Raw genomic sequence first — 21,646 nt, 5'->3', positions numbered from 1 at the left:
TCCCTCATCGTTACTTGAACACGATCAGAAGTTAATAACTTCCTTAACTTTTGCAACGACATCTTTATGGTCAGGTAACCATGCATCTTCACCTTGTGCGAAAGCGAAGACTGTGTCTGGTGCAGTTACCCGAAGCACTGGTGCCTCGAGATGAAGAATTGCGCGTTCTTGAATTTCAGTTACGACGTTAGCCGCAATCCCTGCTTGACGTTGTGCTTCTTGAACGACGATCGCGCGGCCAGTCTTTTTAACAGACTCGACGATTGTTTCGATATCAAGTGGGCTTACTGTCATGAGGTCGATGACTTCGACGTTGATGTTTTCTTTTTCGAGCTCTTCTGCCGCTTTGAGTGACGTGTGGACCATTGCACCGTAAGTGATGATCGAAACGTCAGTTCCTTCGCGTTTCACGTCTGCTTTTCCAAGCTCGATCGTGTATTCGCCTTCTGGAACTTCGCCACGGAATGAACGGTAAAGTTTCATGTGCTCGAGGAATACGACTGGGTCGTTGTCACGGATTGCAGAGATCAAAAGACCTTTTGCATCGTATGGCGTTGACGGAATGACGACTTTAAGACCAGGTGTCTGAGCCATCAAGCCTTCAAGGCTATCCGCGTGAAGTTCTGGTGTTTTAACACCGCCACCGAATGGTGAACGGATTGTAATCGGCTGGCTGTAAGCGCCGCCTGAACGGTAACGCATACGCGCCATTTGAGCTGCGATTGAGTCGAACACTTCGAATACGAATCCGAAGAATTGAACTTCCATGATTGGACGGAAGCCTGTAAGACCGAGACCGATAGCAAGACCACCGATACCAGACTCAGCAAGCGGTGTGTCGAAGACGCGGTCTTCGCCGAGCTCGTCTTGGAGACCTTCCGTTGCACGGAAAACCCCACCGTTTTTACCAACGTCTTCTCCGAAAAGAAGTACTTTCTCGTCGCGCTTCATTTCAACGCGCATCGCATCAGTAATCGCTTGGATCATTGTCATTTGAGCCATAACTTACTTCGACTCCTTTGCTGTATATTCTTCAAGCTGCTCTTTCAAGTTTGAAGGAAGTGTTTCGAACATGTTGTTGATGAAGTCCGAAACTTTTTGTTTTGGTTCTTTGTCAGCGAGGCTGATCGCTTCTTTGACGTCTGCTTTCGCTTGTTCGATGACTTCGTTTTCCATGTCTTCGCTCCAAAGCTTTTTGCCTTCGAGGAAAAGACGGAAACGAACGAGTGGATCTTTCTCTTGGTACTCTGTATCGAGTTCTTTTGTACGGTAACGCGTTGGGTCATCCCCTGCGAGCGTATGTGGTCCGTAACGGTATGTGAGTGCTTCGATGAGCGTCGGAGTTCCGTCAAGTGCATCTTTACGCGCTTGTTGTGTTGCGGCGAGGACAGCAAGAACGTCCATTCCGTCAACTTGGATTCCGTTGATACCCGCTGCGACAGCTTTTTGCGCGATCGTTTTAGCTGCAGTTTGTTTCTCAACTGGCGTCGAGATCGCAAAGCGGTTGTTTTGAACGACGAAGATGGCTGGTGATTTGAATGCACCTGCGAAGTTCAATCCTTCGTAGAAGTCACCTTGTGATGAACCACCGTCACCCGTGTAAGTAATGGCGACGTTTGTGTTGCCGTTGCGTTTGAGGCCCATTGCCACACCCGCAGCTTGGATGATTTGTGCGCCGATGATGATTTGCGGCATCAATACGTTGACGTCTTCAGGAATACGGTTACCTGCGACGTGACCACGTGAGAACAAGAACGCTTGATAAAGCGGAAGTCCGTGGAATACGAGTTGCGGGATATCACGGTAGCCTGGAAGAATCCAGTCTTGTTTGTCGAGCGCATATTGCGTCCCGATCATCGTTGCTTCTTGACCAGCCACTGGCGCATAGAAACCTAAGCGTCCTTGACGGTTGAGCGAGATGGCACGTTGGTCCCAGATTCGTGTATAGACCATGCGGCGCATAAGCTCCTGAAGTTGCTCGTCCGTTACATCTGGCATTGCGTCTTGGTTGACGACCTCGCCCTTCTCGTCGAGAATACGGAACGTTTGGAAGTTTTCTTCCACGTTTTGAAGTACCTGAACGTTGTTCATTCGTTTCACCTCATCCTTTCAACTATGAGACAATTGTCTTTTTTGTGATCAAACACTACCTCAAATCTTAAGTGTATCTGTCCAAAAAAGCAATCTGTATTAACGTGATTCAGGAAAGTTGCACTTATCCTGCCGTTTCCTAGTCAGTATAAAACGGGTTGTTATAATAACGCAAAAAATATGCTCACTCTATAAAAACGCTTACATGACCACATCTTTTTCTTCTTTTCGGCTCTGTATCATTTTCATTTCACCTTCTGTACCATCTAGGCGAAACGACTAATAAATATGATATAATTAGTCATATCGCCATTGGAAAGGAAGTTTTGCATGTTAACGATGAAAGATGTGATTCGTGAAGGAGACGAGCGGCTCCGTACCCGTTCAATCGAGGTCCCGGTCCCACCGACGGCAGAAGACGTTGCGCTACTCGATGAGATGGAGACGTTCCTCGTCAACAGCCAAGACCCAGAGATGAGCGCGAAGTATGAACTTCGCGGCGGTGTCGGCATCGCTGCACCACAGCTCGGTGTCAATCGTCGTTTCTTCACGGTCCTACTCCATGAGGAAGAAGAGACGTTCAAACTATCGATCTTCAATCCAAAAATCACGAGCCATTCGGTGGAGCAAACATATTTAAACGGCGGTGAGGGCTGTCTCTCCGTCGACCGAGTCGTCAAAGGGAACGTCCCGCGCCATCGCCGTATCACGATTGAAGGGGTTGACCGTGATGGTACACCGATCAAATTGCGGCTCCGTGGAATGCGCGCCATCGTCTGTCAGCATGAGCTCGATCATTTAGATGGGGTCTTGTTCTACGACCGCATCAATCCGACCAACCCGTTAGACACTTACGGTGAGCCGATTTGAGGTGACGAGTTTGAAAAAAAAGGCGCTGTTGTTCTTATTCCCATTTTTATTTCTTTTAATCGGCGGATGTGTTCGTATCGAATATGATGCGACCGTCCATTACGACCAATCGGTCACGTTAGAGACGACGTACGCGTTCCGCGACCATCCGGTCATGAAGCTGCTCAATTTGCGGCTCGATTGGGATACATGGAAACAACAAGCGAATGCGAACGGCTATGCGACACGAGATTATTTTAGTGAAGACGATTACGAGGGCATGGTGCTGAAGAAGACGTTTGACAATGTTGACGACCTTCAGAACATTAAAGAAGAATGGAAAACCGGTCCGGCCGGCATTCTCGTCCCGCCCGACATGAAGTTTGATGTCGAGAAAGAAGACGGGATTTGGTTCGACTCTTATGTGCTCAATACGAATCTCGATCTTCGGCTCGACCGCATCAATCTGCCCGGCGTGAACTTGAGCGGCTCACCAAAACAATTGGCCGAGCGCTATGTCCGTCAAGCCGATATCCGCTTCAATCTGACCGTGCCGACCGGCGTGTTCGTCGAAGACGGTACCGGCCTCGATGTACGTTCGATGAAACAGGTCGAATGGCAAGTGTACGGCGGCCGTCAGAACAACATGACCCTCGTCGCCCACGTACCGAACGTCAAGGCATGGATCCTCACGATCGTCGTCTCGGTCATCCTCGCCCTCGTCGGTTTCTTCGTCTGGCAGAAGTACCGCAAAAACGTCGGCAATCCGGACAAGACATCCATCCGCTCCCGTATCCTTGGCGGATTGATCCTCGTCTTGACACTCGCTCTGATTATCGTGACAATCCGTGAAGAGTTGACGACCGAAAGGCAGACCGAAGCAATCCGTCAAGCTGCCCAGACGGACGAGTTCATCCCGACGTTCGCCGTGCACGGGTTACTTGGGACAGATCGGACGTTTCTCCGTTTCTCACAATATATGGAGCAACGCGGATTGGCTAAAGATGGAGCCCTCTGTACCGTGACGGCGAAAGGCGCGGTCGACTGCGTGATCAATGATTATAATTCGATGAGACCGATCGTCCGCATCGAATATGAGGATTCCGAGGCGTCACTCAACAATCAGACAAAATGGCTGAACGCCGCAATCGAACGCTATAAAGATGAACGGAATCGTTCATTTGACCGGATGTACTTGGTCGGTCACAGCATGGGCGGGGTCGCGGCGGCAAACTATATCTTGAATCAGGATGAATATATCGTCGATAAGTTCGTGACGTATGACAGCCCGTTCGCCGGTACGCGTCTCGCTAACTTCGGTTTATCCGCCAGCAACTTCGGGATCAATACGGGTAGTCCTGCTATTCGTGACCTGTCCCCGACTTCTGACGGACTGCAAGCGTTCCAATCTAAGCTGGAGACGTGGCCGCGGTCTGTGCAGGTGTTCTCTTTCTCAGGCCGAGGTGGCGAATTCAACTTGATTGAGCCAGCGAGTTCGCTCTTGCTTGAGACGTATACGAACAACATCGAGACGGAAACCGTACCGTACGATCACTTCTCGCTCCATCGGAAGACAGACGTCCTCCGGGACAGCGGTCAGTTCTTGTATGAGTATTCAAACGAATTCAATCCAGTCGAAACGAATTGAACAAAGCCCGCCTCCTCAAAGGAAGCGGGCTTTTGCGTGGACATCGTCAGCCCATAGTCAAGCCCGCCTTCACGTAAAAGCGGGCTTTGTTTTAATACGTCATCGTCCAAGTGAGCTTTTGGAGCCAATAAATCAAATACTTCCCGATTGGTAAATCGGTCTGAATCTCATCGTAAGCGAGCGTATATGTCCCTTGCTCGTTGTTCCAAAGTCGTTTGAAGTAGCCGTCGACTTCACGGATGAACTCCGTCTCTTCCGTCGTGACAACTTCAACGTCCGCTTCGAGGTTATAGTCGTTCATGTTACGGGTCGTATAGTTCCCTGACCCCATGACGACGACGCGACGGTCTCCTTCCACATAGAGCATCTTCGGATGGTACTGTTCTTTGCCGACTTCGTACCAACGAATCTCGATTTGCTCGGGATTCACCGTGTTCAACTCCGCCGCGACCGGCAAGTTCGGCAAGCCCGACTTATCACGCCCGAATGCGTTCGTGTTCGGGTCGAGAATCAGCTTGACGAATACACCACGCTCAGCAGCCTCATGGATTGCTTGAATGATATTACGGTCGGCCAAGTAAAACATGCCAATCCAAATCGTTTCACCGGGTTTCGCTTCTTCCATCGCCCCGACAACCGCTTCTTGAATCTTGGATTCCGTCACGTAGCGAATTTGCATCGGACCGGATGATGGCTCCTCCCGTAAACTCTCGAGCTTCTCCTCGTTCGGGAAGCGTTTGGCGTCCCCTTTCGAAAACGTGGCGATGGCTTCCTCCCCTTCGAGGATGTCAGCTAGAATCGGTCCATTGAGCCGGACACCGACGTTCGAATGGTAGCCACTCGCATCGTGTGGATTGGCCGATAAGACGAACCCTTCATTCTCGGTCACCATCACTTTACGGTGGTTCGCTTTCACGTTCAAGAGCCGTAAATACGACCGAATCGTGATCTCTGGGGCCGACTTAGCCATCGGGTTCGGCAACCAACCGTTCTGGCTGTCCCCGAACCATTGGAAACCGATGCGATACAACGTCGAGTACAAGATATTCGGGTCCCGCAGCGCATCGAGGTTCGTGTAGACAATCTCGGCGCCCGCTTCTTTTAATACGTCCAAATGATCGGACGCGTGACCGTTATACGTCGTATTGATTTCATCGGTGATCAAGACGACGTCCAAGTCCGGATAGGCCTCCATCTGTTCTAGCAAGGCCGACGACAGACGGGACGTGATGTCGGGATACTGACGGTCTTCGTTCGAATACGGATTAAATAAGAAAAAGTCCATGACGATATATTCCCGAGCCTCACGGATTGACCGCTCGACATCTTGAAAAATCTCTTGCTCATTGATTTCGGTATCTTCGCCTTGATACGTCAAATCAGATAAAAAATCGATTTGGTCGTCTGAAATCGCGACCGGGTCCGACGCGCGTGATACACCTTCCGGTAGCGGCTTGACTTGATGGTAAATCATCGTGATGAGGAAAAGTAAGGCAAACGCGGCAAGACCCCACTTCAGCCATCCCTTCTTTCGTTTCGGTCGTTCCATTCGGCACCATCTCCTTATAGTATAGTCCTCTAAAAAAACGGACTGTAGTCACCTACAGCCCGCTCGTTCATACTTCCATGATGATCGGAAGAACCATTGGGTGTCTTCGTGTTTTTTGTGCCAAGTATGGCGTGAGCGTGTCCGAGACGAGTTGTTTCATCTCCGACCACTTCATCTGCTTGTTCGACAATCCTTGTTCGACCGTCTTCTTGAGCAACCGCTCACCGTCACGAATCAAGCTGCCCGATTCACGCATGTAGACGAAACCGCGTGAAATGATATCAGGACCTGAGACGAGCTTGCGCGTCTTGCCGTCGATGCTGATGACGACGACGACGAGTCCATCTTCAGAAAGGATCCGGCGATCGCGCAAGACGATATTGCCGATGTCCCCGATGCCGTTCCCGTCCACGTATACTGCATTGGCTGAGATTTTGCCAGTGATGGCCGCCGAATCGGCGTCAACCGCGAGCACTTCCCCGTTATCCATGATGAAACTGTTCTCTTTCGGGATACCGACCGATTCTGCGAGTTCGGCATGTTTCACTAACATACGATATTCACCGTGAATCGGCATGAAGAATTTCGGATTGAGTAAACGAATCATGAGCAATTGCTCTTGTTGCGAACCGTGACCTGACGTATGGATATTGGACAATTTACCATAGACGACGTCAGCGCCGGCTTTATACAGTTGGTCGATTGTCTTCCCGACCGAGATGGCGTTCCCCGGAATCGGTGACGACGAGAAGATGACCGTATCGCCAGGAATAATCGACACTTGGCGATGCGTCCCGTTGGCGATGCGGCTGAGCGCTGCCATCGGCTCCCCTTGTGAACCGGTACAAAGGATGGCTACTTCATGCGGTTCATAGTTGCGCATTTGATTCGCTTCGATAATCATCCCTTTTGGCACGTTGATGAAACCGAGTTCTTGCCCAATCGTCATGACCTTGTCCATCGAACGACCGAAGATGGCCAAATGGCGACCCGTCTCGGCACATGCATCGACGACTTGTTGCAGACGATAAATATTCGAGGCGAACGTGGCGAAGATGATGCGGCCTTCCGATTTCCGGAATGTCTCGCTGATCGTCCCGCCGACGACCTTCTCACTCATCGTGAAACCTTCGACCTCTGCATTCGTCGAGTCGGACAAGAGGCAAAGCACGCCTTCTTTTCCGATGTCTGCCATCTTCGCGATGTCAGCTGGTTCGCCGACCGGTGTGAAATCGAATTTGAAATCGCCCGTGTGGACGATGTTTCCTTGCGGCGTCTTGACGACGACGCCGAGTGAGTTCGGGATCGAGTGAGTCGTCCGGAAGAACGAGATGCTCGTTTTACGGAATTTGACGATCGTGTCCTCGTCGATTTCATGGAGTTCCGCTTCTCGGAGCAATCCATGCTCTTCTAGCTTCACTTTAATCAAACCGAGCGCGAGTTTCGTTGCGTAAATCGGCAATTTCACTTGTTTCAACAAGAACGGGATGCCCCCGATATGGTCTTCGTGGCCGTGGGTGATGAACACCCCTTTGACTTTATCCTTGTTTTTGATCAAGTAGGAGTAATCAGGGATCACGTAATCGATTCCAAGCAAGTCATCCTCCGGGAACATGACGCCCGCATCGATGACAATAATCTCATCTTGGAATTGAACGACGTACGTGTTCTTTCCGATTTCTCCGAGTCCGCCTAGTGCGAACACAGCTGTTTGGTGGTTCTTTACAAACTTCATTTAATCTCTCCTTACTACAAGTAGTTGATGTTCATCTATGTGATACATAAGTGATTCTCGCCATAAAAATTATGTCTCCGTAAGATTCTTTCTTCATTATAGCTTATATTGTGACAATATTTCACTAATGACGTTAGATTGAGGGCGGTTTCTCGATTTCATGTTATGCTTTTTAGTATACAACTGACTTCATAAAAGACAGAGAAAGCATGGTGACGAACAATGGAAGATCAGAAAGTAGTGTTTTTTGATATCGATGGGACATTGCTCCACGAAGGGTCATACATCCCCCCTTCGACAATCAAAGCGATTGAACAACTTCGCGCGAACGGCGTCGAGACGTTTATCGCGACCGGACGAGGTCCGGCGATGTTGTCGGATATCCCAGCGCAAGTCGGGATTGAGAGCTTCGTCTGTTACAACGGACAAATCGTCGTCCATCAGGGCGAGGTCGTCTACCGGAACGCCTTACCGACAGATGCCCTTCATCGCCTGACCACGCACGCCGGCTCGAATGACCATACGCTCGTTTATCTCGGTCAAGACCGAGGTGGTGCGACGAAAGTGAACGATCCGATTGTCGAGCAGTCGCTCGGTGAGCTCGAGATGCCAATCCCGACCTATGAACCGAACTTCCATATCGAACAAGCCGTCTATCAGACGTTACTGTACTGTACACCAGAAGAAGAGCATCACTATTTGAACGCTTACGGAGAATTTGATTTCATTCGTTGGCACCCGCACGCCATGGACGTCATCAATCGTGGTGCGAGCAAGGCCGACGGCATCCGCCACTTCATCGAGGCGAACGGCTATCGGCTCGAAAACACGTATGCGTTCGGTGACGCGTTAAATGACTTGGCGATGCTCGAATACGTCGGGACCGGCATTGCGATGGGGAACGCCCGGGCCGAAGCGAAAGAAGTCGCCGACTTCGTGACGAAGTCGATTCTCGAAGACGGCATCGAGTATGGCTTAAAACAAATGAAGCTCATCTAATCAAAAACGAGAGGCGTGCGCCTCTCGTTTTTATCTGGACCGAAGTGTACGTTCGAGTCGATCCAAGTCAGTATCTTTCCCAATGATGATCAAAATATCTTCTGGCAAAATCATCTCGTCGGCTTGAGGAGAGATGATGACGTCGTCATCGCGACGTACGGCGACGATGTTGACACCATATTTAGCACGAAGGTCCAAGTCGATGAGCGACTTGTTCGACAGCTTATCCGACGCTTTGATTTCAACGATCGAGTGCTCGTTCGAGAGTTCGAGGTAGTCGAGGATGCTTTGACTCATCAACCCGTTCGCAATCCGGACACCCATGTCACGTTCCGGGTGGACGATGTTATCGGCTCCGATACGACGCAACACTTTCTCGTGATAATCGTTCGTCGCCTTGACGGTAATGATTTGAACACCGAGCTCTTTCAAAATGAGCGTCGTCAAAATCGAGGCTTGAATATTCTCCCCAATCGCTACGATGACGTGCTCGAAGTTACGAATTCCGAGACTCTTCAATACGTTCTCATCTGTCGTATCCGCAATGACCGCGTGCGTGGCCAGTCCCATAAACTCGTTAACACGTTCTTCATCGGCATCGATGGCCAACACGTCATACCCGTTCGAAGACAGTTCACGTACGATCGAACCGCCAAACCGTCCTAATCCGATGACTGCAAATTCACCTGTCATAATTTCATACATCCCTTTCCTACGCTGTTTCTGTTCCCGATTCTTCGTACAGTGTAACCGATTCCCTTCAAAAAAACTATACAAAAAAAGACCGGAATCATCCGGTCTTACGCTTTACCACTCGAACGCTTTCCGCGTACATAGTCATTGTCGAACAAGAACAGGCGAAGCAAGAGATACAGCGCCGGTACGAGAAGGAGCAATCCGAGGATGAAGACGACGACGAGTGCGACCGCCATCGATTCGTTGACGACGCTTCCGTTGATGTCGATGTACGGATAGAGGATATACGGCAAGTGCGTATAGCCATATCCGAACCAGGCCATAAAGAATTGACCCATGACCATCAAGAAAGCGAGGCCGTAGTTCCGCTTCAAGTAGACGAATGAGACCGCTACAATGAAGAAGATGAAACTTGCGGCGAACCACCACCAGTTGCCTGCCAAAATACTCTCATAATGCCAAGCCGCCTGCGACTTCAACCCGAAGAAGACGAGGCCCGACGCGATAATCGTCGGCACGCTCCAGAACAAGGCCCATTTCCGAACGAGCGGAACCGCTTGAACATCACGCGCCTTGTCCGCGTAAAACAACAGGAACATGGCACTGATGTAGAGCACCGACACGATTGCCAAGAAGACTACGGTCCATGAGTAGAAGTTGGTGAACAACTTCATGCCATCAAAGAAGACGCCCGACTCGGTCTCGTTGATGAACCCGCCTTGACTGACCGTGAGCACGGTCGACATCGAGGCCGGAATCAATAAGCCGGTCGCCCCATACAAGAACATGTAAAGCGTGCTCTCTTTTGAGCCGTAGTTGGCGAATGCGTAGAAACTTCCGCGAATCGCCAACAAAATCAATACGACCGAAGCCGGCACGAGAAGTGCTGTCCCATAATAGTAAGCCGTATCCGGGAAGAACCCGACAATCCCGACGAAGAAGAAGACGAAGAAGACGTTCGTCACTTCCCATGTCGGCGACAAATACCGTGCAATCAGACGGTTGATCATGTGGTCCCGCTTCGTGTACTTACTATAGAAAGCGAAGAAGCCGGCACCGAAATCAATCGATGCGACGATGAGATAGCCGTATAGAAACGTCCATAATACGGCAATCCCTAGTTCTTGAATCTGCATATCATACCCTCCGATCACACTTCATCCGCGAACATCGCTTCACCGCGATGCTCCGATTGTTTTAGTTCTTTCCCTACTGGGTTGTCCTTGAACAGACGAGTCAAGACGAGTACCGTGACCACGCCAAGAACTGCATACAGGATCGCAAAGGCGATAAGCATCCAACCGACGTTCGCTGATGTCGTTGCCGCCTCACTCGTGCGCATCAAATCGTAAAGCGCCCAAGGCTGGCGACCGAACTCAGCGAAGAACCAACCGAACTCGATGGCCATCATCGCCAGCGGGCCACCCGCTGCGATGGCGATGAGCATCGGTTTACTGAATTGAGGCAGTCGCTTGATATAGCGTCCGAGAACGAACAAGAACGAAATCAATGCGAGGAGCATCCCAATTCCGACCATCGCATCAAACAGATAGTGGATGAATAAAGGTGGCTGATCTTCTTTCGCGAATTCATCAAGACCTGTCACCTCGTAGTTCGGTACACCGCCCGCTAAGATGGACAATGCATACGGGATCTTCAAGGCGCCACGTACTTCGTAACCGCCTTCCCCATCTTCCTCGAGCCAACCGCCCAAGATGAGCTCGGCTTCTGAGGAGGTCTCAAAGTGCCATTCCGCAGCCGCCAATTTGTCCGGCTGATACTTCGCCAAGTATTTACCTGAGAAGTCCCCGACGAGAGCAGTCGCAATCGCAAAGATGAGTGCGACGGTCATCGTCAAGCGAAGACCTTTTTTATGATACTCAATCGACAGCTTGTCGAGTTGATTCCGACGTTGACGGAGCAACTGGACGGCCGCGATCGCTGCTAGAATGAACGCTGACGTCAAGATGGCCGACGTCAAAACGTGTGCCATCTTCGTTGGCATCGCCGGACTAAACATCGCCTCGAGCGGGCTCACGTTGGCAAGCCGTCCGTCAACGATATCAAACCCGACCGGTTGGTTCATGAAACTGTTCACAGTCGTAATAAAGAAACCTGAGAACAAGGCACCGACCGCGACCGGAATTCCGACGAGCATATGGTGCCACGGATTTTTGAAACGATCCCACGTGTACAAATAAATCCCGAGGAAGATTGCTTCAAAGAAGAAAGCGAACGTTTCCATGAACAATGGAAGGGCGATCGTTTGACCGGCGACCCGCATCAGGTTCGGCCAAAGCAAGGACAGCTGGAGCCCGATTGCCGTACCTGTCACGACACCGACCGCTACGGTGACAACATAACCCCGTGACCACCGACGGGCCATCAAGGTATATTTCGGATCTTTCTTTTTAATACCTAAAAACTCTGCCAATAAAATGAGTAATGGAACCCCGACGCCGATTGTGGCAAAAATCACGTGGAAACCCAACGTGAGTGCCGTTAACGCCCGGCTCATCAGGACAGGATCTTGAAACATCTATTGATTACCTCCTATCTCTCTCTAGCGCTTTAAAACCAATGTCTATCGCGCAACATCACAGATGATTTCCCTTGGATACCCTTATCATAATGATTTTATATAGCGCTGTAATGTCTCAATGCTTGAGTTCGCAAAATGTTCACATTTGAGCATGCTTAACAATATCGACGCTTTACAAGTCTTATTTATTTCCCGAATCCTTAACCGTTTATGCACAATCCGACACATTCCGCACAAAAAAGCGGACACCGTTGTGCCCGCCCACTTCATTTAATGATGGCCGTTCTAAAGAACTGGTCGAACAGCTCGATCGCGACATCAATCGCCCGCTCATCCGGGTTGAGCGTCGACTGATGGAGCCCTGAGCCCATATCGTTCACGCCGAGCCAGACCATAAACCCCGGTACTTGTTTCAACATGTAGCCAAAATCTTCCCCAGTCATGGCCGGAACACACGTCTTGTATGAATACCCGACTTCTTCGACCACTTCTTCAAACTGGAACAAATAGCGTTCATCATTGACGACCTCATGATAGCGATTGCCGAACTCGAGGTCGATTTGAACGTTATACGTCATTTCCACCCCAGCGATGATTTGGCGGATGCGTCCCTCGAGCACGACCATTTCCTTATCCGATAACGCGCGAATCGTCCCGTCAAGTTTCGCCGTATCCGCGATGATGTTCTCTTTCGTTCCGGCCGTGACCTTGCCGATCGAGATGACTGCGCTGCCCATCGGATCGATGTTACGCGAGACGATCGTCTGAAGTTGCATGATCAATGCAGCTTGGACGATCACGGCGTCAATCCCGGCATGTGGGAAGGCTCCGTGCCCGCCTTTTCCGTGAATCGTTAGATGCAACTCCCGCGCACTCGCGAACAAGACACCTGGACGTGACGCAATCGTGCCGACCGGGTATTCCGGAGCGACATGAAGGCCGAACATCGCGTCGGGACGGAAATGATAGAACAGTTCCGACATGGCCATCGGCTCGGCGCCACCCGGACCCTCTTCGGCCGGTTGGAAAAAGATGACGAGGTCATGATCGAGTGGCTCTTCGACGGCACGTTTAATCAAACCGAGGGCGATCGCCATGTGAACGTCGTGACCACAGGCGTGCATCATTCCCTCATGGACGGAGGCGAACTCGAGGCCCGTCTCTTCCATGATTGGCAAACCATCCATGTCGGCTCGGTATCCAATCGTCTTCTCACCCACAAGACCGTCGATGCGGACGAACAGTCCGGTGCGCCAGTGCGAAATGTGAACCCGAGGCGAGTTCAAAGAACGAATCAGCTCCTCAAGCGTCGCTTGTGTTTTAAACTCTTCGTAACCTCGTTCAGGAATCAAATGTAACTGACGTCTTGCTTCAATTGCCCAACTCATTCCACACTCTCCTTTGTCACTTCATCCACGATTTCCCAAAACGCCTTCACTTGCGCCAACTCAAGCATCGATTCGGTCGACAACATCCACGTATCTCGGACGAGCGGCGTGCCGTTCGACGAGGTGAGCGGAATCTTATTGATCGCCTCAACATCGCGAATCGTCGACTCCGGCAAAATCGCAAAGCCGATTCCATGGAGTGCCATCTGTTTGCACGTCTCAATTTGGTCGACGACGAGCGTCGTGAGCGGCGGGCTCGAGAAACGCTCTTGCCACCACTCGAGAATCTCTTGATAATATGTCGAGTCGCTCTTGAATTGAATGAACGAACGTTCGTTATTTTTTAATTGCTTTAAATCGGTCATCCGCAAGTCGACCAAGTGGAGCGAATCTGAGAACAGTTTCATCTTCTCGCCTCGCCAGTCAGGGTTTCCCCGGATAATACCGATATGAAAATTTTCTTCTAGCATATAGCGCATCATCTCGCTAGACCAGCCCGTCACGAGCTTGACCCGGACCGACGGATAGCGCTCGACGAATCGTTTCAACACGCGCGGTAGCCAGTATTGTCCCATAATCGACGCAACGGCAATTTTAAGCGTACCGTACACCTCGCCTTGTTGCGCCGTCAACTCGCCTCGAAGTTCTTGTTCTTCACTGTACATCTTCTTCGCAAAATCGATGATTTTTTCACCGTCTGGCGTGAGCGCGAGCCCGCGCGTCGAGCGGACGAATATTTTTTTACCCCATTGGTGCTCAATCGTGACAAGACGTTGGCTGAGCGCGGGCTGGGAGACGAATAACCGCTCCGCTGCTTTACGCATGTTCAACTCTTCGGCGAGCACGATCAACACTTCCACTTCTGATACTTGCATGACGTCACCTGTTTCTCTATCGTTTCAAAGACTGTATACTAGATACGTTATTGCTTCACTGTATCATATCACGTTTGTCGATTAGTTTTGAATCGTCAGGAGGAAATCCCATGCAACGTCATCATTTTGCCTTTATTGTCGCCACCGTCGCGACACTCGGCAGTCTTTATTTCTCAGAAATCATGCTGTACGTGCCATGTAAGTTATGTTGGTTCCAACGCATATTTATGTATCCGCTCGCCATCTATTACTTGACCGTGCTCCTTTCGAACCGGTCCGTGAACAAACTGTTCGTCGGTCTCATGGCCGGGGCGGGTTGGGCCATCGCACTCTATCACGTCATTCTCGAACGGATCCCGAACGGCGACGCGTTCTGTAGCAACGACTGCTTGATTCGTTGGGTAAACTACTTCGGGTTCCTCACGATCCCGCTGCTCAGCTTGATCGCGTTCACCCTCATTTTGCTCATCCAATTTGTACCGACACGCTCGAAGCGATAATCCATGATACACAAAAGAACCGGTCTAATGAACTGCCCCATAAAAGTTGGACATGAAAATCCAACTTTTATGGGGTGTTTTTTATGGCCATGCCTTTATACTACGAATGCCTCCGCGATCCGTCGCGCGGCTCCCGAATTCGTGCGTGAAAGCATGGACGACATCTCGGAAGGTACCCATAAAAAAAGAACCAGTGCCTTGACTGGTTCTCAGACTGTAAACGAGCGCTGACTCTTCTTTTTAGGTTTCTTAAAGAATCATATGATTTACTCTCAGCAAAGTTGCCTTCCCTCCAACTTTTACTTGAGTGATAACCTCTCCCATTGCGGTCAGTTCCACTACGACTTCTGACTGAAGTTCCATTACATACCCTTGCTCCATGACAAATCGAAGCGTATTCCTAGGAACAATATTTTGTTGAAAAAGATAACACGCTAACGCCCCGTTAGACGTTCCTGTGGCAGACTCTTCATCAATTCCATATAACGGCGCAAAATTGCGAGTGTGAGCAGTAGCATCTCCCAGCGTTTCAAGTGTGAAGAGGTGATAACCAACCACATCATATCGTTGACTAACTTCTCGCACTTTTTGAAAATCCGCTCGAATTGATAATAATTCAGTTAGCGATTTGATGGGAATCAATACGTCTCGCAGTCCAGTGAAACCGATCTGAATGGGGAGGCGGTCATCTAATGATTCAAGTGGGACTTTTAGCGAGTCAGCAATTTCTTGCTGGTCTGTCACAGGGAAGAATTCCGGAAGTCGTTGTTGCATCATGATTGTCAAATCATCTCGTATCTCAACTTCTAGCACGCCCGCTTTCGTTTCTTGCGTAAATCGTCCGCTCCCGAGAAGATCTCGTTCCTTCAACACATGAAACGCAGCGATTGTCGCATGACCACAGAGATCGACTTCCTCTTCAGGCGTGAAAAAACGTATACGGACATCCGCACAGTTCGAATGACTTACAAATGCGGTCTCACTGAAGCCGACATCTTTAGCAATCCGTTTCATTTCTGATTCGGTCAGTACGTCTGCGTCTAGTACGACCCCGGCAGCATTTCCTCCTACCCCGTCTTTTGAAAAGGCATGGACGACATATACATCAATAGACATCATTCCCTCTCCTTAATCATACATAATGATCAAATCATTGCCACCACTCATCATAGAGCGAGGCCGGCATATGGTGTTTATGGCGCGACCGCTTGAAAATCGTCTCGATCCGTTCGGCGATGGTCGGGTCTACCGATTTCCCTTCTAAGTAATCATCGAGCTGATCATACGTCATCCCGAGGGCGACCTCGTCCGGGAGTCCTGGCTTGTCATCTTCCAAGTCGGCCGTCGGCACTTTATAAATCAAGCTCTCATGGGCTTCGAGTTCATGGAGCAACGCTTTGCCTTGGCGCTTGTTCAGTCCAGTGAGCGGCGTCAAGTCGGCAGCCCCGTCCCCGTGTTTCGTGTAAAAACCGGTCACATATTCGGCAGCGTGGTCCGTGCCGACGACGAGTGCGCCAAACGTGGCCGCGATGTCGTATTGGACTTTCATCCGCTCGCGCGCTTTCGTGTTCCCTTTATGGAAGTCTCCGAGCTCAAGTCCAGTCGCTTGTTTGAACGCTTCAACCGAGGCGTCGACCGCCGGCTTCACGTTGACCGTGAACGTCTTGTCCGGGCGGATGAACTCGAGGGCGCGCTTGGCATCATCTTCGTCATGCTGCTCGCCATAAGGTAGACGAACGGCGTAGAACGTATAGTCGGCGCCCGTCTCTTCACGTAATTCTTCCATCGCTTGCTGACAGAGTTTACCCGCAAGTGACGAATCCTGTCCGCCAGAGATTCCGAGGACGAGCCCTTTCGAGCCTGCCCGTTTGACATAAGCCTTCAAAAAGTCGATCCGGCGACGAATCTCCTCGGCTGGATTGATGGATGGTTTGACGTGTGTCGAATCGATAATATGTTGTTGCATTCTCAACTTCCTCCCTATCAAGTATCAGTTTGCCTAATTGTCTGACAATCTGTGAATGCCGTCAACTTGTTTCATTCACGAAACAAAACGACGGAAACCTCAGTTTCCGCCGTTCGATTATTGGATGCGGAACGAAGAGACGTCTCCGCCGATTGGTGTCATCTCCAAGAACAGTGACTTCCCAGCAGGTGGCTCTTCGTCCAATAGGACGCCAAACGTAAAGCCGCCGCTCGTCACTTCTGCCGCTCCCTGGGCATAAAGGTTATGACCGTCAGACACGCTCCACTCAAACTCTTCGACATCCGTGTAGCCAGACACATCAATCGTGTTACCGTTTACTTTGATGGCAACATCGCGGAACGCACCGTTCGATTGTGCCGGTTGGTCACTCGGTTCCTCAGCCGGTTCTTCGGCCGGTTCTTCGGTCGGTTCTTCTTCCGTCGGTGTCTCGACCGCCTCGACCGTCAATGTCTGTTGATCCGTGACCGCCATTTCAGGCGCCCCGTCAACTTGGGCCAGTCCGACGAAATCGACTGTATAGTCCCCGGCTTCGAGCGTGAGTGGGAATACTTCATCGAACACTTTCTTCTCTCCTGGTGCCCACGTCTCTTCGATAATTGATTCCGTGAACATATATTCGCTGCCGTAATCAAAGACGGTCGTCTCATCATTCATCACCGTCATTTGGAAACGTTGTGACGAGTTGAACGTTACTTTGACGGGCTCTTCGTTCGGATTTGTCATCGCTACCGTCGCAGACAATTGTTTCGAATCGGCGTCATAGCTTACGTCCGTATCGAGCGTCAATAAAGCAGGCGGTGTCGACGCTGTGTCGTCCACATCGCTCGGTTTTGCTTCTTCTTTGCTGCACGCCGCCACAATCAACATCATTGCTGTGACGAGGGCCAATAACCAAGTTTTCTTCACGTATCCCACTCTCCTCTGAAAAATAAAAAAACGTCTATAGCACTAGTGTAAACGTTCGTGCAGACGTTTGTAATGGGTTTACGTATATTATTCACCTTTATTATGAAACTTGGAGGTTTTCGACGTATTGCTGCCAACCGGTCATGAACAATGTATCAGCGACGTCGATGTCGGAACGAACTTGTGCAGAGATTGAGAACGTCTCGCTGTGAATCGACTCAAAGATGACCGTGATCATACCATCGACGACTTCCTTATAGGCTACGAGTTCTGGTGTTTCTGCAAAAAGCATCATGAGTATGGCTCCTTTGTTGGTATAAGATATGTATAGTGTATCAACGTTTCTCAAGGAAAAACGTCACATCGTTCGACAGGCCAAAAGGCCCGCTTACCCAACTGTCGAATAACTGGTATCGATTGTTAGTCATTTGGATGAATTATCAAATTGTATACGAGAAAAGAGAGACGAATCACGTGCTGATTCGTCTCTCTTCCTGTAACTGTAAAAAAGATAAATATTGGTTTGTCGAATGATTGTTACTTCGTCCGATTCGAAATTTGTTGCCACACCGTCCCAAGCGCCGTTTCCCCGCTCGTGATCCGTTCTTTCGCGAGACGAGCTTGAAGGGAAACTTCGAACTCACGGTCGTCTTCGGCGATTTTTAGTGCGGGCACCGCCTGCTCATCCCCACAATCGAACAAGAACCGGGCGGCCCGCCACCGGACGAGCTTGCTCTTATCTTTGAGCGCCTCGATCATCGACGGCTGAGACTGCGGCAACGCCCAGTCCGATACCGTATCGCCGGCCGTACGACGGACGATTGGTGACGAGTCCACGAGTGCCTGTTCGATATACGTGACGTACTCTTCCCGGTTCTCTTCGAACATGCCAATCATAACGACCGCTTGTCGACGGATCGCCATCACCTTATCCTCGAGCGCTCGACGGAAATATACCATGTTGTCCGGAATGACCTCGAGTTCATCTAGGAACGCCAGTCGCGCTTTCCAATCGTCTGATTGCAGCTGGTTCGCATTCGCCTCATAGTCGGCTTCCCGCCCGAATGCACGGGCGACGATGCGCGCGACTCGTTCTTCGGGATAAGCCGCCTCGAGTTCTTCTTGCGCGACGACGCTCACGTCCTCGAGTTCCCCGTAACGCGGGGCTTGTTCGACCCAACGTCGGTCTTGAATGACGTTTTTCACTTGGGCTTGCACGTCGAGTGCTGCGTCGACGAACCGTTTCGACAGACCGACACGTTTTTCTGTGTCGCCTTTGACGAGTTTCAACTGCATCGGCACATCGAGTACGAACTGGACCGATACATGTACCGGTTCGTAGTCTGCTGCCATCTGGCTTGCCTCGACTTCCGCCACGTCCTCCCCGAACGCGCGACGAATCTCGTTCATGACGTCGTGCCAATCGTGTTTTGGATGGCGTTCGACGGCGAGAAAGTCAGAGACCGCGTAGACCGACTTGACCCCACGCAACCCGACGATGTCCTCGATGATTGGAGGCATGTCGCGGCTCGCCTTGTCATACGTGACACCCCGACCTGTGAACGCCGGTTCCACGATAATCTTCAAGTTATTTGGACTTGGAGTTGGTTCAATAGCTACTAGTTTCATTCTCATCACCTCATCTTCAATCGTGACGAAAACAACAAAAAAACGCAAGCGAGTCGCTTGCGTCGTGAACATCAAAATAGGGCGATGAACTGCTGGAGCGAATAACGGTCTCCTTCGACGATGAACGTATCGTCCCCGGCGACCGGCTCGAGGAAGAATCGTTTCTCTCCATCGGCTTTCACGTATCCGAAAATATGGCCCGTCTGATAGAATAATTCCACAATCGTGACCCGGCCGAACGTCATCCCGTCATTGATGACTGCCCGGTCCTCTAACTCGCCGCCATTGTACAGTTCAATATACGTTTCCATTTTTGCTGTCGCTCCCTTTGTGTGTGTTTTCACAATTCATTTCTATCAAACATTCAGGGCGACTTCAAGTTAATTTTTTGCGTGACGCTTCCAAGAATCAATCCAATTATAATACTCCAATAATACTCGGTCGATTTGTTGACGCGACTTCTCATCATGCAATCCGCTCTCATCAATCTTTTCTTTGCAATGACTAATAAAAATTTCATTTCCTGGTAAAACGTTCGCACGATTTGTGGCAAATACTTGACGGAGATGGATTTGACAACGCGCCGTCCCGAGCATCCCCGGAGATGCACCGGCAATCATGACCGGCTTGTCTCTGAGCGGTGTCCCTGGTTCGAGTGACAGCCAATCGATTGCGTTCTTCAAGACACCGGGAATGCTGTGATTATACTCGGGTGTGACGACGAGCAGACCATCCGCCTCGCGTACCGCTTGTTTGAACGCGAGTACGACGTCAGGTTCGTTCGGATCAATCAAGTCGTCATTATAGAGCGGCATCTCAATCGAAGCGATGTCGACATCAAATCGGTCTCGACCGAGCTCGATGATTGAGTGGAGCAACGCCGTGTTGAACGACGCTTTTCGAAGACTTCCTGATACGGCAACAAGCTTGAATTTAGACATGTCGCACCTCCTTAAGCCAATTGTTGATGAGTCGTGCTTCTAATTCAGGCTGCTCCATCATTCCCATATGGCTGCCTGGGACAGTTTGTTTCGTATGATGTTCTGCGCCGAGGAAAGCACGGTCAGCGTCCATGTTCGGATCTTTGTCCCCGTAGAGGAATAGACCGGGCAAGCTCGTTTCGCGCACGGTCTCCGTTTCGTCGGCCCGGTCGCGAATGGCCCGTTGCGCAGAAATAATTCCTTCTTTCGACATCGCATACCCGATTTGTTTCGCGCGCTCGATTAAGGTGTGGGCTGAGTCAGCCGCAAACACCCCCGGAATCATCGTATCGATGAACGGATGGACCCCTTCTGCCATCACTCGCTCGATCGCTTGATTCCGTTTGGCTTTTGCTTCTTCCGGGTCAGCCGCCGCCGTCGAATGAATCAAGCCGAATCCCGACAGCTCGGTCGGATAACGGCGGACGAGATTTGTCGTGACATAGCCTCCGAATGAGTGCCCGAGTACGATTGGCCGTTCGAGTTCTCGGAGACGTATCTCAGCGAGCACCCAATCTGCGAACTGGTCCATCGTCTCTGGTCCAGCTTCGGTCCCATCATGTCCCGGTAACGTCAGCGCATACACATCCGCATCGAGCGTCGGGATGAGTTCCTCAAAATAGTCAGGTGAGCCACATAAGCCGTGTAACAGTACAAGTTGTCTCATCGTCTTTCCTCCCTTTCATTCCATTCCTCTTTCAAGAGACGATACATCGTCAAGTCCATAAAACGGCCATGACTATAAGCGTAATCGTGGAGCAGCCCCTCTTCCGTGAATCCAAGCTTCTGTACTAACCGGTTCGATCCTTCATTTTCTGGGGCGACGAGCGCCGAGATACGATGAAATTTGAACTCATCGAATCCGTGCCGAATGACAGCCGATGCCGCCTCATGGGCGACACCCCGACGCCAATGGTTCGGTGCGACTTCAAAGCCGATTTCGGCCCTGAAGTATTGGGGCGTCCAGTTATGAAAGCCAATCGTCCCGACCAGTTCGTTCGTCTCGCGATCACAGATCGCCCAGCGAATCGCTTTGCCTTGTTGGAACTGGTCTTTGAAATAAGCGATGACGTTCTTCGCCTCGTAGACGGCCAGCAAAGGATCGGACCCGTAATAGCGCATCACTTCCTCGGTCGAGAGAATCACATAGAGCGCCCTCGCGTCACGGGGTTCGAGTTCTCTTAAAATGAACCGACTCGTTATGAGTTCAGGAAAACTTTTTTTCAACCCCCACATATGGAATCCGCCTTTCTGCTTCTTTTCCTCAATTAT

Annotated in this window: 22 protein-coding genes; 4 read left to right on the top strand and 18 right to left on the bottom strand. The window is 50.6% G+C overall.

Annotated features, from left to right (window positions below; genetic code table 11):
- Nucleotides 1-24: 24 nt before the first annotated feature.
- Nucleotides 25-1,002 carry an alpha-ketoacid dehydrogenase subunit beta gene (locus EVJ33_RS01230; protein WP_131433729.1) on the bottom strand — a complete coding sequence of 326 codons (978 nt, stop codon included), beginning with the start codon at nucleotides 1,000-1,002 and terminating at the stop codon, nucleotides 25-27.
- A gap of 3 nt (nucleotides 1,003-1,005) precedes the next feature.
- A complete protein-coding gene (pdhA, locus tag EVJ33_RS01225; protein WP_131433727.1) occupies nucleotides 1,006-2,091 on the bottom strand; it encodes a pyruvate dehydrogenase (acetyl-transferring) E1 component subunit alpha in 1,086 nt (361 codons plus the stop codon).
- 330 nt (nucleotides 2,092-2,421) lie between these two features.
- Here pdhA and def point away from each other — a divergent pair, with 330 nt between their 5' ends.
- A complete protein-coding gene (def, locus tag EVJ33_RS01220) occupies nucleotides 2,422-2,961 on the top strand; it encodes a peptide deformylase (RefSeq protein WP_131433725.1) in 540 nt (179 codons plus the stop codon).
- A 1-nt stretch (nucleotide 2,962) separates the two neighbouring features.
- Nucleotides 2,963-4,588: an alpha/beta hydrolase gene (locus EVJ33_RS01215; RefSeq protein WP_131433723.1), complete on the top strand. Its 1,626-nt coding sequence runs from the start codon at nucleotides 2,963-2,965 to the stop codon at nucleotides 4,586-4,588.
- A 91-nt stretch (nucleotides 4,589-4,679) separates the two neighbouring features.
- Here the strand turns inward: EVJ33_RS01215 and EVJ33_RS01210 are convergent, their stop codons facing one another.
- Nucleotides 4,680-6,137: a phospholipase D family protein gene (locus EVJ33_RS01210; protein ID WP_131433721.1), complete on the bottom strand. Its 1,458-nt coding sequence runs from the start codon at nucleotides 6,135-6,137 to the stop codon at nucleotides 4,680-4,682.
- Between the two features lie 67 nt (nucleotides 6,138-6,204).
- Nucleotides 6,205-7,872, bottom strand: coding sequence for a ribonuclease J1 (gene rnjA, locus EVJ33_RS01205; protein WP_131433720.1), 1,668 nt, complete (start codon nucleotides 7,870-7,872; stop codon nucleotides 6,205-6,207).
- A gap of 222 nt (nucleotides 7,873-8,094) precedes the next feature.
- On the opposite strand from rnjA, the gene EVJ33_RS01200 reads away from it, so the two are divergent.
- A complete protein-coding gene (locus tag EVJ33_RS01200) occupies nucleotides 8,095-8,871 on the top strand; it encodes a Cof-type HAD-IIB family hydrolase (RefSeq protein WP_131433718.1) in 777 nt (258 codons plus the stop codon).
- A gap of 30 nt (nucleotides 8,872-8,901) precedes the next feature.
- On the opposite strand, the gene EVJ33_RS01195 is transcribed toward EVJ33_RS01200, so the two are convergent.
- From EVJ33_RS01195 to EVJ33_RS01175, 5 genes are all read right to left on the bottom strand, one after another.
- Nucleotides 8,902-9,564: a potassium channel family protein gene (locus EVJ33_RS01195; protein WP_131433716.1), complete on the bottom strand. Its 663-nt coding sequence runs from the start codon at nucleotides 9,562-9,564 to the stop codon at nucleotides 8,902-8,904.
- Between the two features lie 107 nt (nucleotides 9,565-9,671).
- Entirely contained in the window at nucleotides 9,672-10,703 is a 1,032-nt protein-coding gene (locus tag EVJ33_RS01190; RefSeq protein ID WP_131433714.1) for a cytochrome d ubiquinol oxidase subunit II, read from the bottom strand.
- A 14-nt stretch (nucleotides 10,704-10,717) separates the two neighbouring features.
- Nucleotides 10,718-12,106 carry a cytochrome ubiquinol oxidase subunit I gene (locus tag EVJ33_RS01185; protein ID WP_131433712.1) on the bottom strand — a complete coding sequence of 463 codons (1,389 nt, stop codon included), beginning with the start codon at nucleotides 12,104-12,106 and terminating at the stop codon, nucleotides 10,718-10,720.
- Nucleotides 12,107-12,375: 269 nt separating this feature from the next.
- The gene (locus tag EVJ33_RS01180; RefSeq protein ID WP_131433710.1) at nucleotides 12,376-13,497 is read right to left on the bottom strand and encodes an N-acetyldiaminopimelate deacetylase; all 1,122 of its coding nucleotides are present in this window, start codon (nucleotides 13,495-13,497) and stop codon (nucleotides 12,376-12,378) included.
- Complete coding sequence (locus EVJ33_RS01175) at nucleotides 13,494-14,372, bottom strand: transcriptional regulator CcpC (RefSeq protein WP_131433708.1); 879 nt, start codon at nucleotides 14,370-14,372, stop codon at nucleotides 13,494-13,496. The genes EVJ33_RS01180 and EVJ33_RS01175 overlap by 4 nt, the downstream gene beginning before the upstream one ends.
- Nucleotides 14,373-14,482: 110 nt before the next feature.
- Here EVJ33_RS01175 and EVJ33_RS01170 point away from each other — a divergent pair, with 110 nt between their 5' ends.
- The gene (locus tag EVJ33_RS01170; protein ID WP_131433706.1) at nucleotides 14,483-14,872 is read left to right on the top strand and encodes a disulfide bond formation protein B; all 390 of its coding nucleotides are present in this window, start codon (nucleotides 14,483-14,485) and stop codon (nucleotides 14,870-14,872) included.
- 249 nt (nucleotides 14,873-15,121) lie between these two features.
- On the opposite strand, the gene EVJ33_RS01165 is transcribed toward EVJ33_RS01170, so the two are convergent.
- The 9 genes from EVJ33_RS01165 to EVJ33_RS01125 form a co-directional block, all read right to left on the bottom strand.
- Entirely contained in the window at nucleotides 15,122-15,988 is an 867-nt protein-coding gene (locus tag EVJ33_RS01165; RefSeq protein WP_131433704.1) for a PhzF family phenazine biosynthesis protein, read from the bottom strand.
- 34 nt (nucleotides 15,989-16,022) lie between these two features.
- Nucleotides 16,023-16,838 (bottom strand): ammonia-dependent NAD(+) synthetase, encoded by an 816-nt coding sequence (gene nadE, locus EVJ33_RS01160; RefSeq protein ID WP_131433702.1) that lies wholly within the window; start codon nucleotides 16,836-16,838, stop codon nucleotides 16,023-16,025.
- 117 nt (nucleotides 16,839-16,955) lie between these two features.
- Nucleotides 16,956-17,765, bottom strand: a complete 810-nt coding sequence (locus tag EVJ33_RS01155) for a BsuPI-related putative proteinase inhibitor (protein ID WP_236634497.1) — start codon at nucleotides 17,763-17,765, stop codon at nucleotides 16,956-16,958.
- A 100-nt stretch (nucleotides 17,766-17,865) separates the two neighbouring features.
- Nucleotides 17,866-18,060, bottom strand: coding sequence for a hypothetical protein (locus tag EVJ33_RS01150; RefSeq protein ID WP_131433700.1), 195 nt, complete (start codon nucleotides 18,058-18,060; stop codon nucleotides 17,866-17,868).
- Between the two features lie 242 nt (nucleotides 18,061-18,302).
- Nucleotides 18,303-19,394: a virulence factor gene (locus EVJ33_RS01145; protein WP_131433698.1), complete on the bottom strand. Its 1,092-nt coding sequence runs from the start codon at nucleotides 19,392-19,394 to the stop codon at nucleotides 18,303-18,305.
- Between the two features lie 71 nt (nucleotides 19,395-19,465).
- Complete coding sequence (locus EVJ33_RS01140; protein ID WP_034776991.1) at nucleotides 19,466-19,705, bottom strand: hypothetical protein; 240 nt, start codon at nucleotides 19,703-19,705, stop codon at nucleotides 19,466-19,468.
- Nucleotides 19,706-19,774: 69 nt separating this feature from the next.
- Complete coding sequence (locus EVJ33_RS01135; protein ID WP_131433696.1) at nucleotides 19,775-20,335, bottom strand: NADPH-dependent FMN reductase; 561 nt, start codon at nucleotides 20,333-20,335, stop codon at nucleotides 19,775-19,777.
- Nucleotides 20,328-21,041, bottom strand: a complete 714-nt coding sequence (locus EVJ33_RS01130; RefSeq protein WP_131433694.1) for an alpha/beta fold hydrolase — start codon at nucleotides 21,039-21,041, stop codon at nucleotides 20,328-20,330. The genes EVJ33_RS01135 and EVJ33_RS01130 overlap by 8 nt, the downstream gene beginning before the upstream one ends.
- Nucleotides 21,038-21,610 carry a GNAT family N-acetyltransferase gene (locus tag EVJ33_RS01125; protein ID WP_131433692.1) on the bottom strand — a complete coding sequence of 191 codons (573 nt, stop codon included), beginning with the start codon at nucleotides 21,608-21,610 and terminating at the stop codon, nucleotides 21,038-21,040. Before EVJ33_RS01125 ends, EVJ33_RS01130 begins: the two co-directional genes overlap by 4 nt.
- Between the last annotated feature and the right edge of the window lie 36 nt (nucleotides 21,611-21,646).

The sequence above is a fragment of the Exiguobacterium sp. SL-10 genome (assembly GCF_004337025.1).
Classification (GTDB): Bacteria; Bacillota; Bacilli; order Exiguobacteriales; family Exiguobacteriaceae; genus Exiguobacterium.
This window is presented reverse-complemented; position numbering and strand designations above follow the sequence as displayed.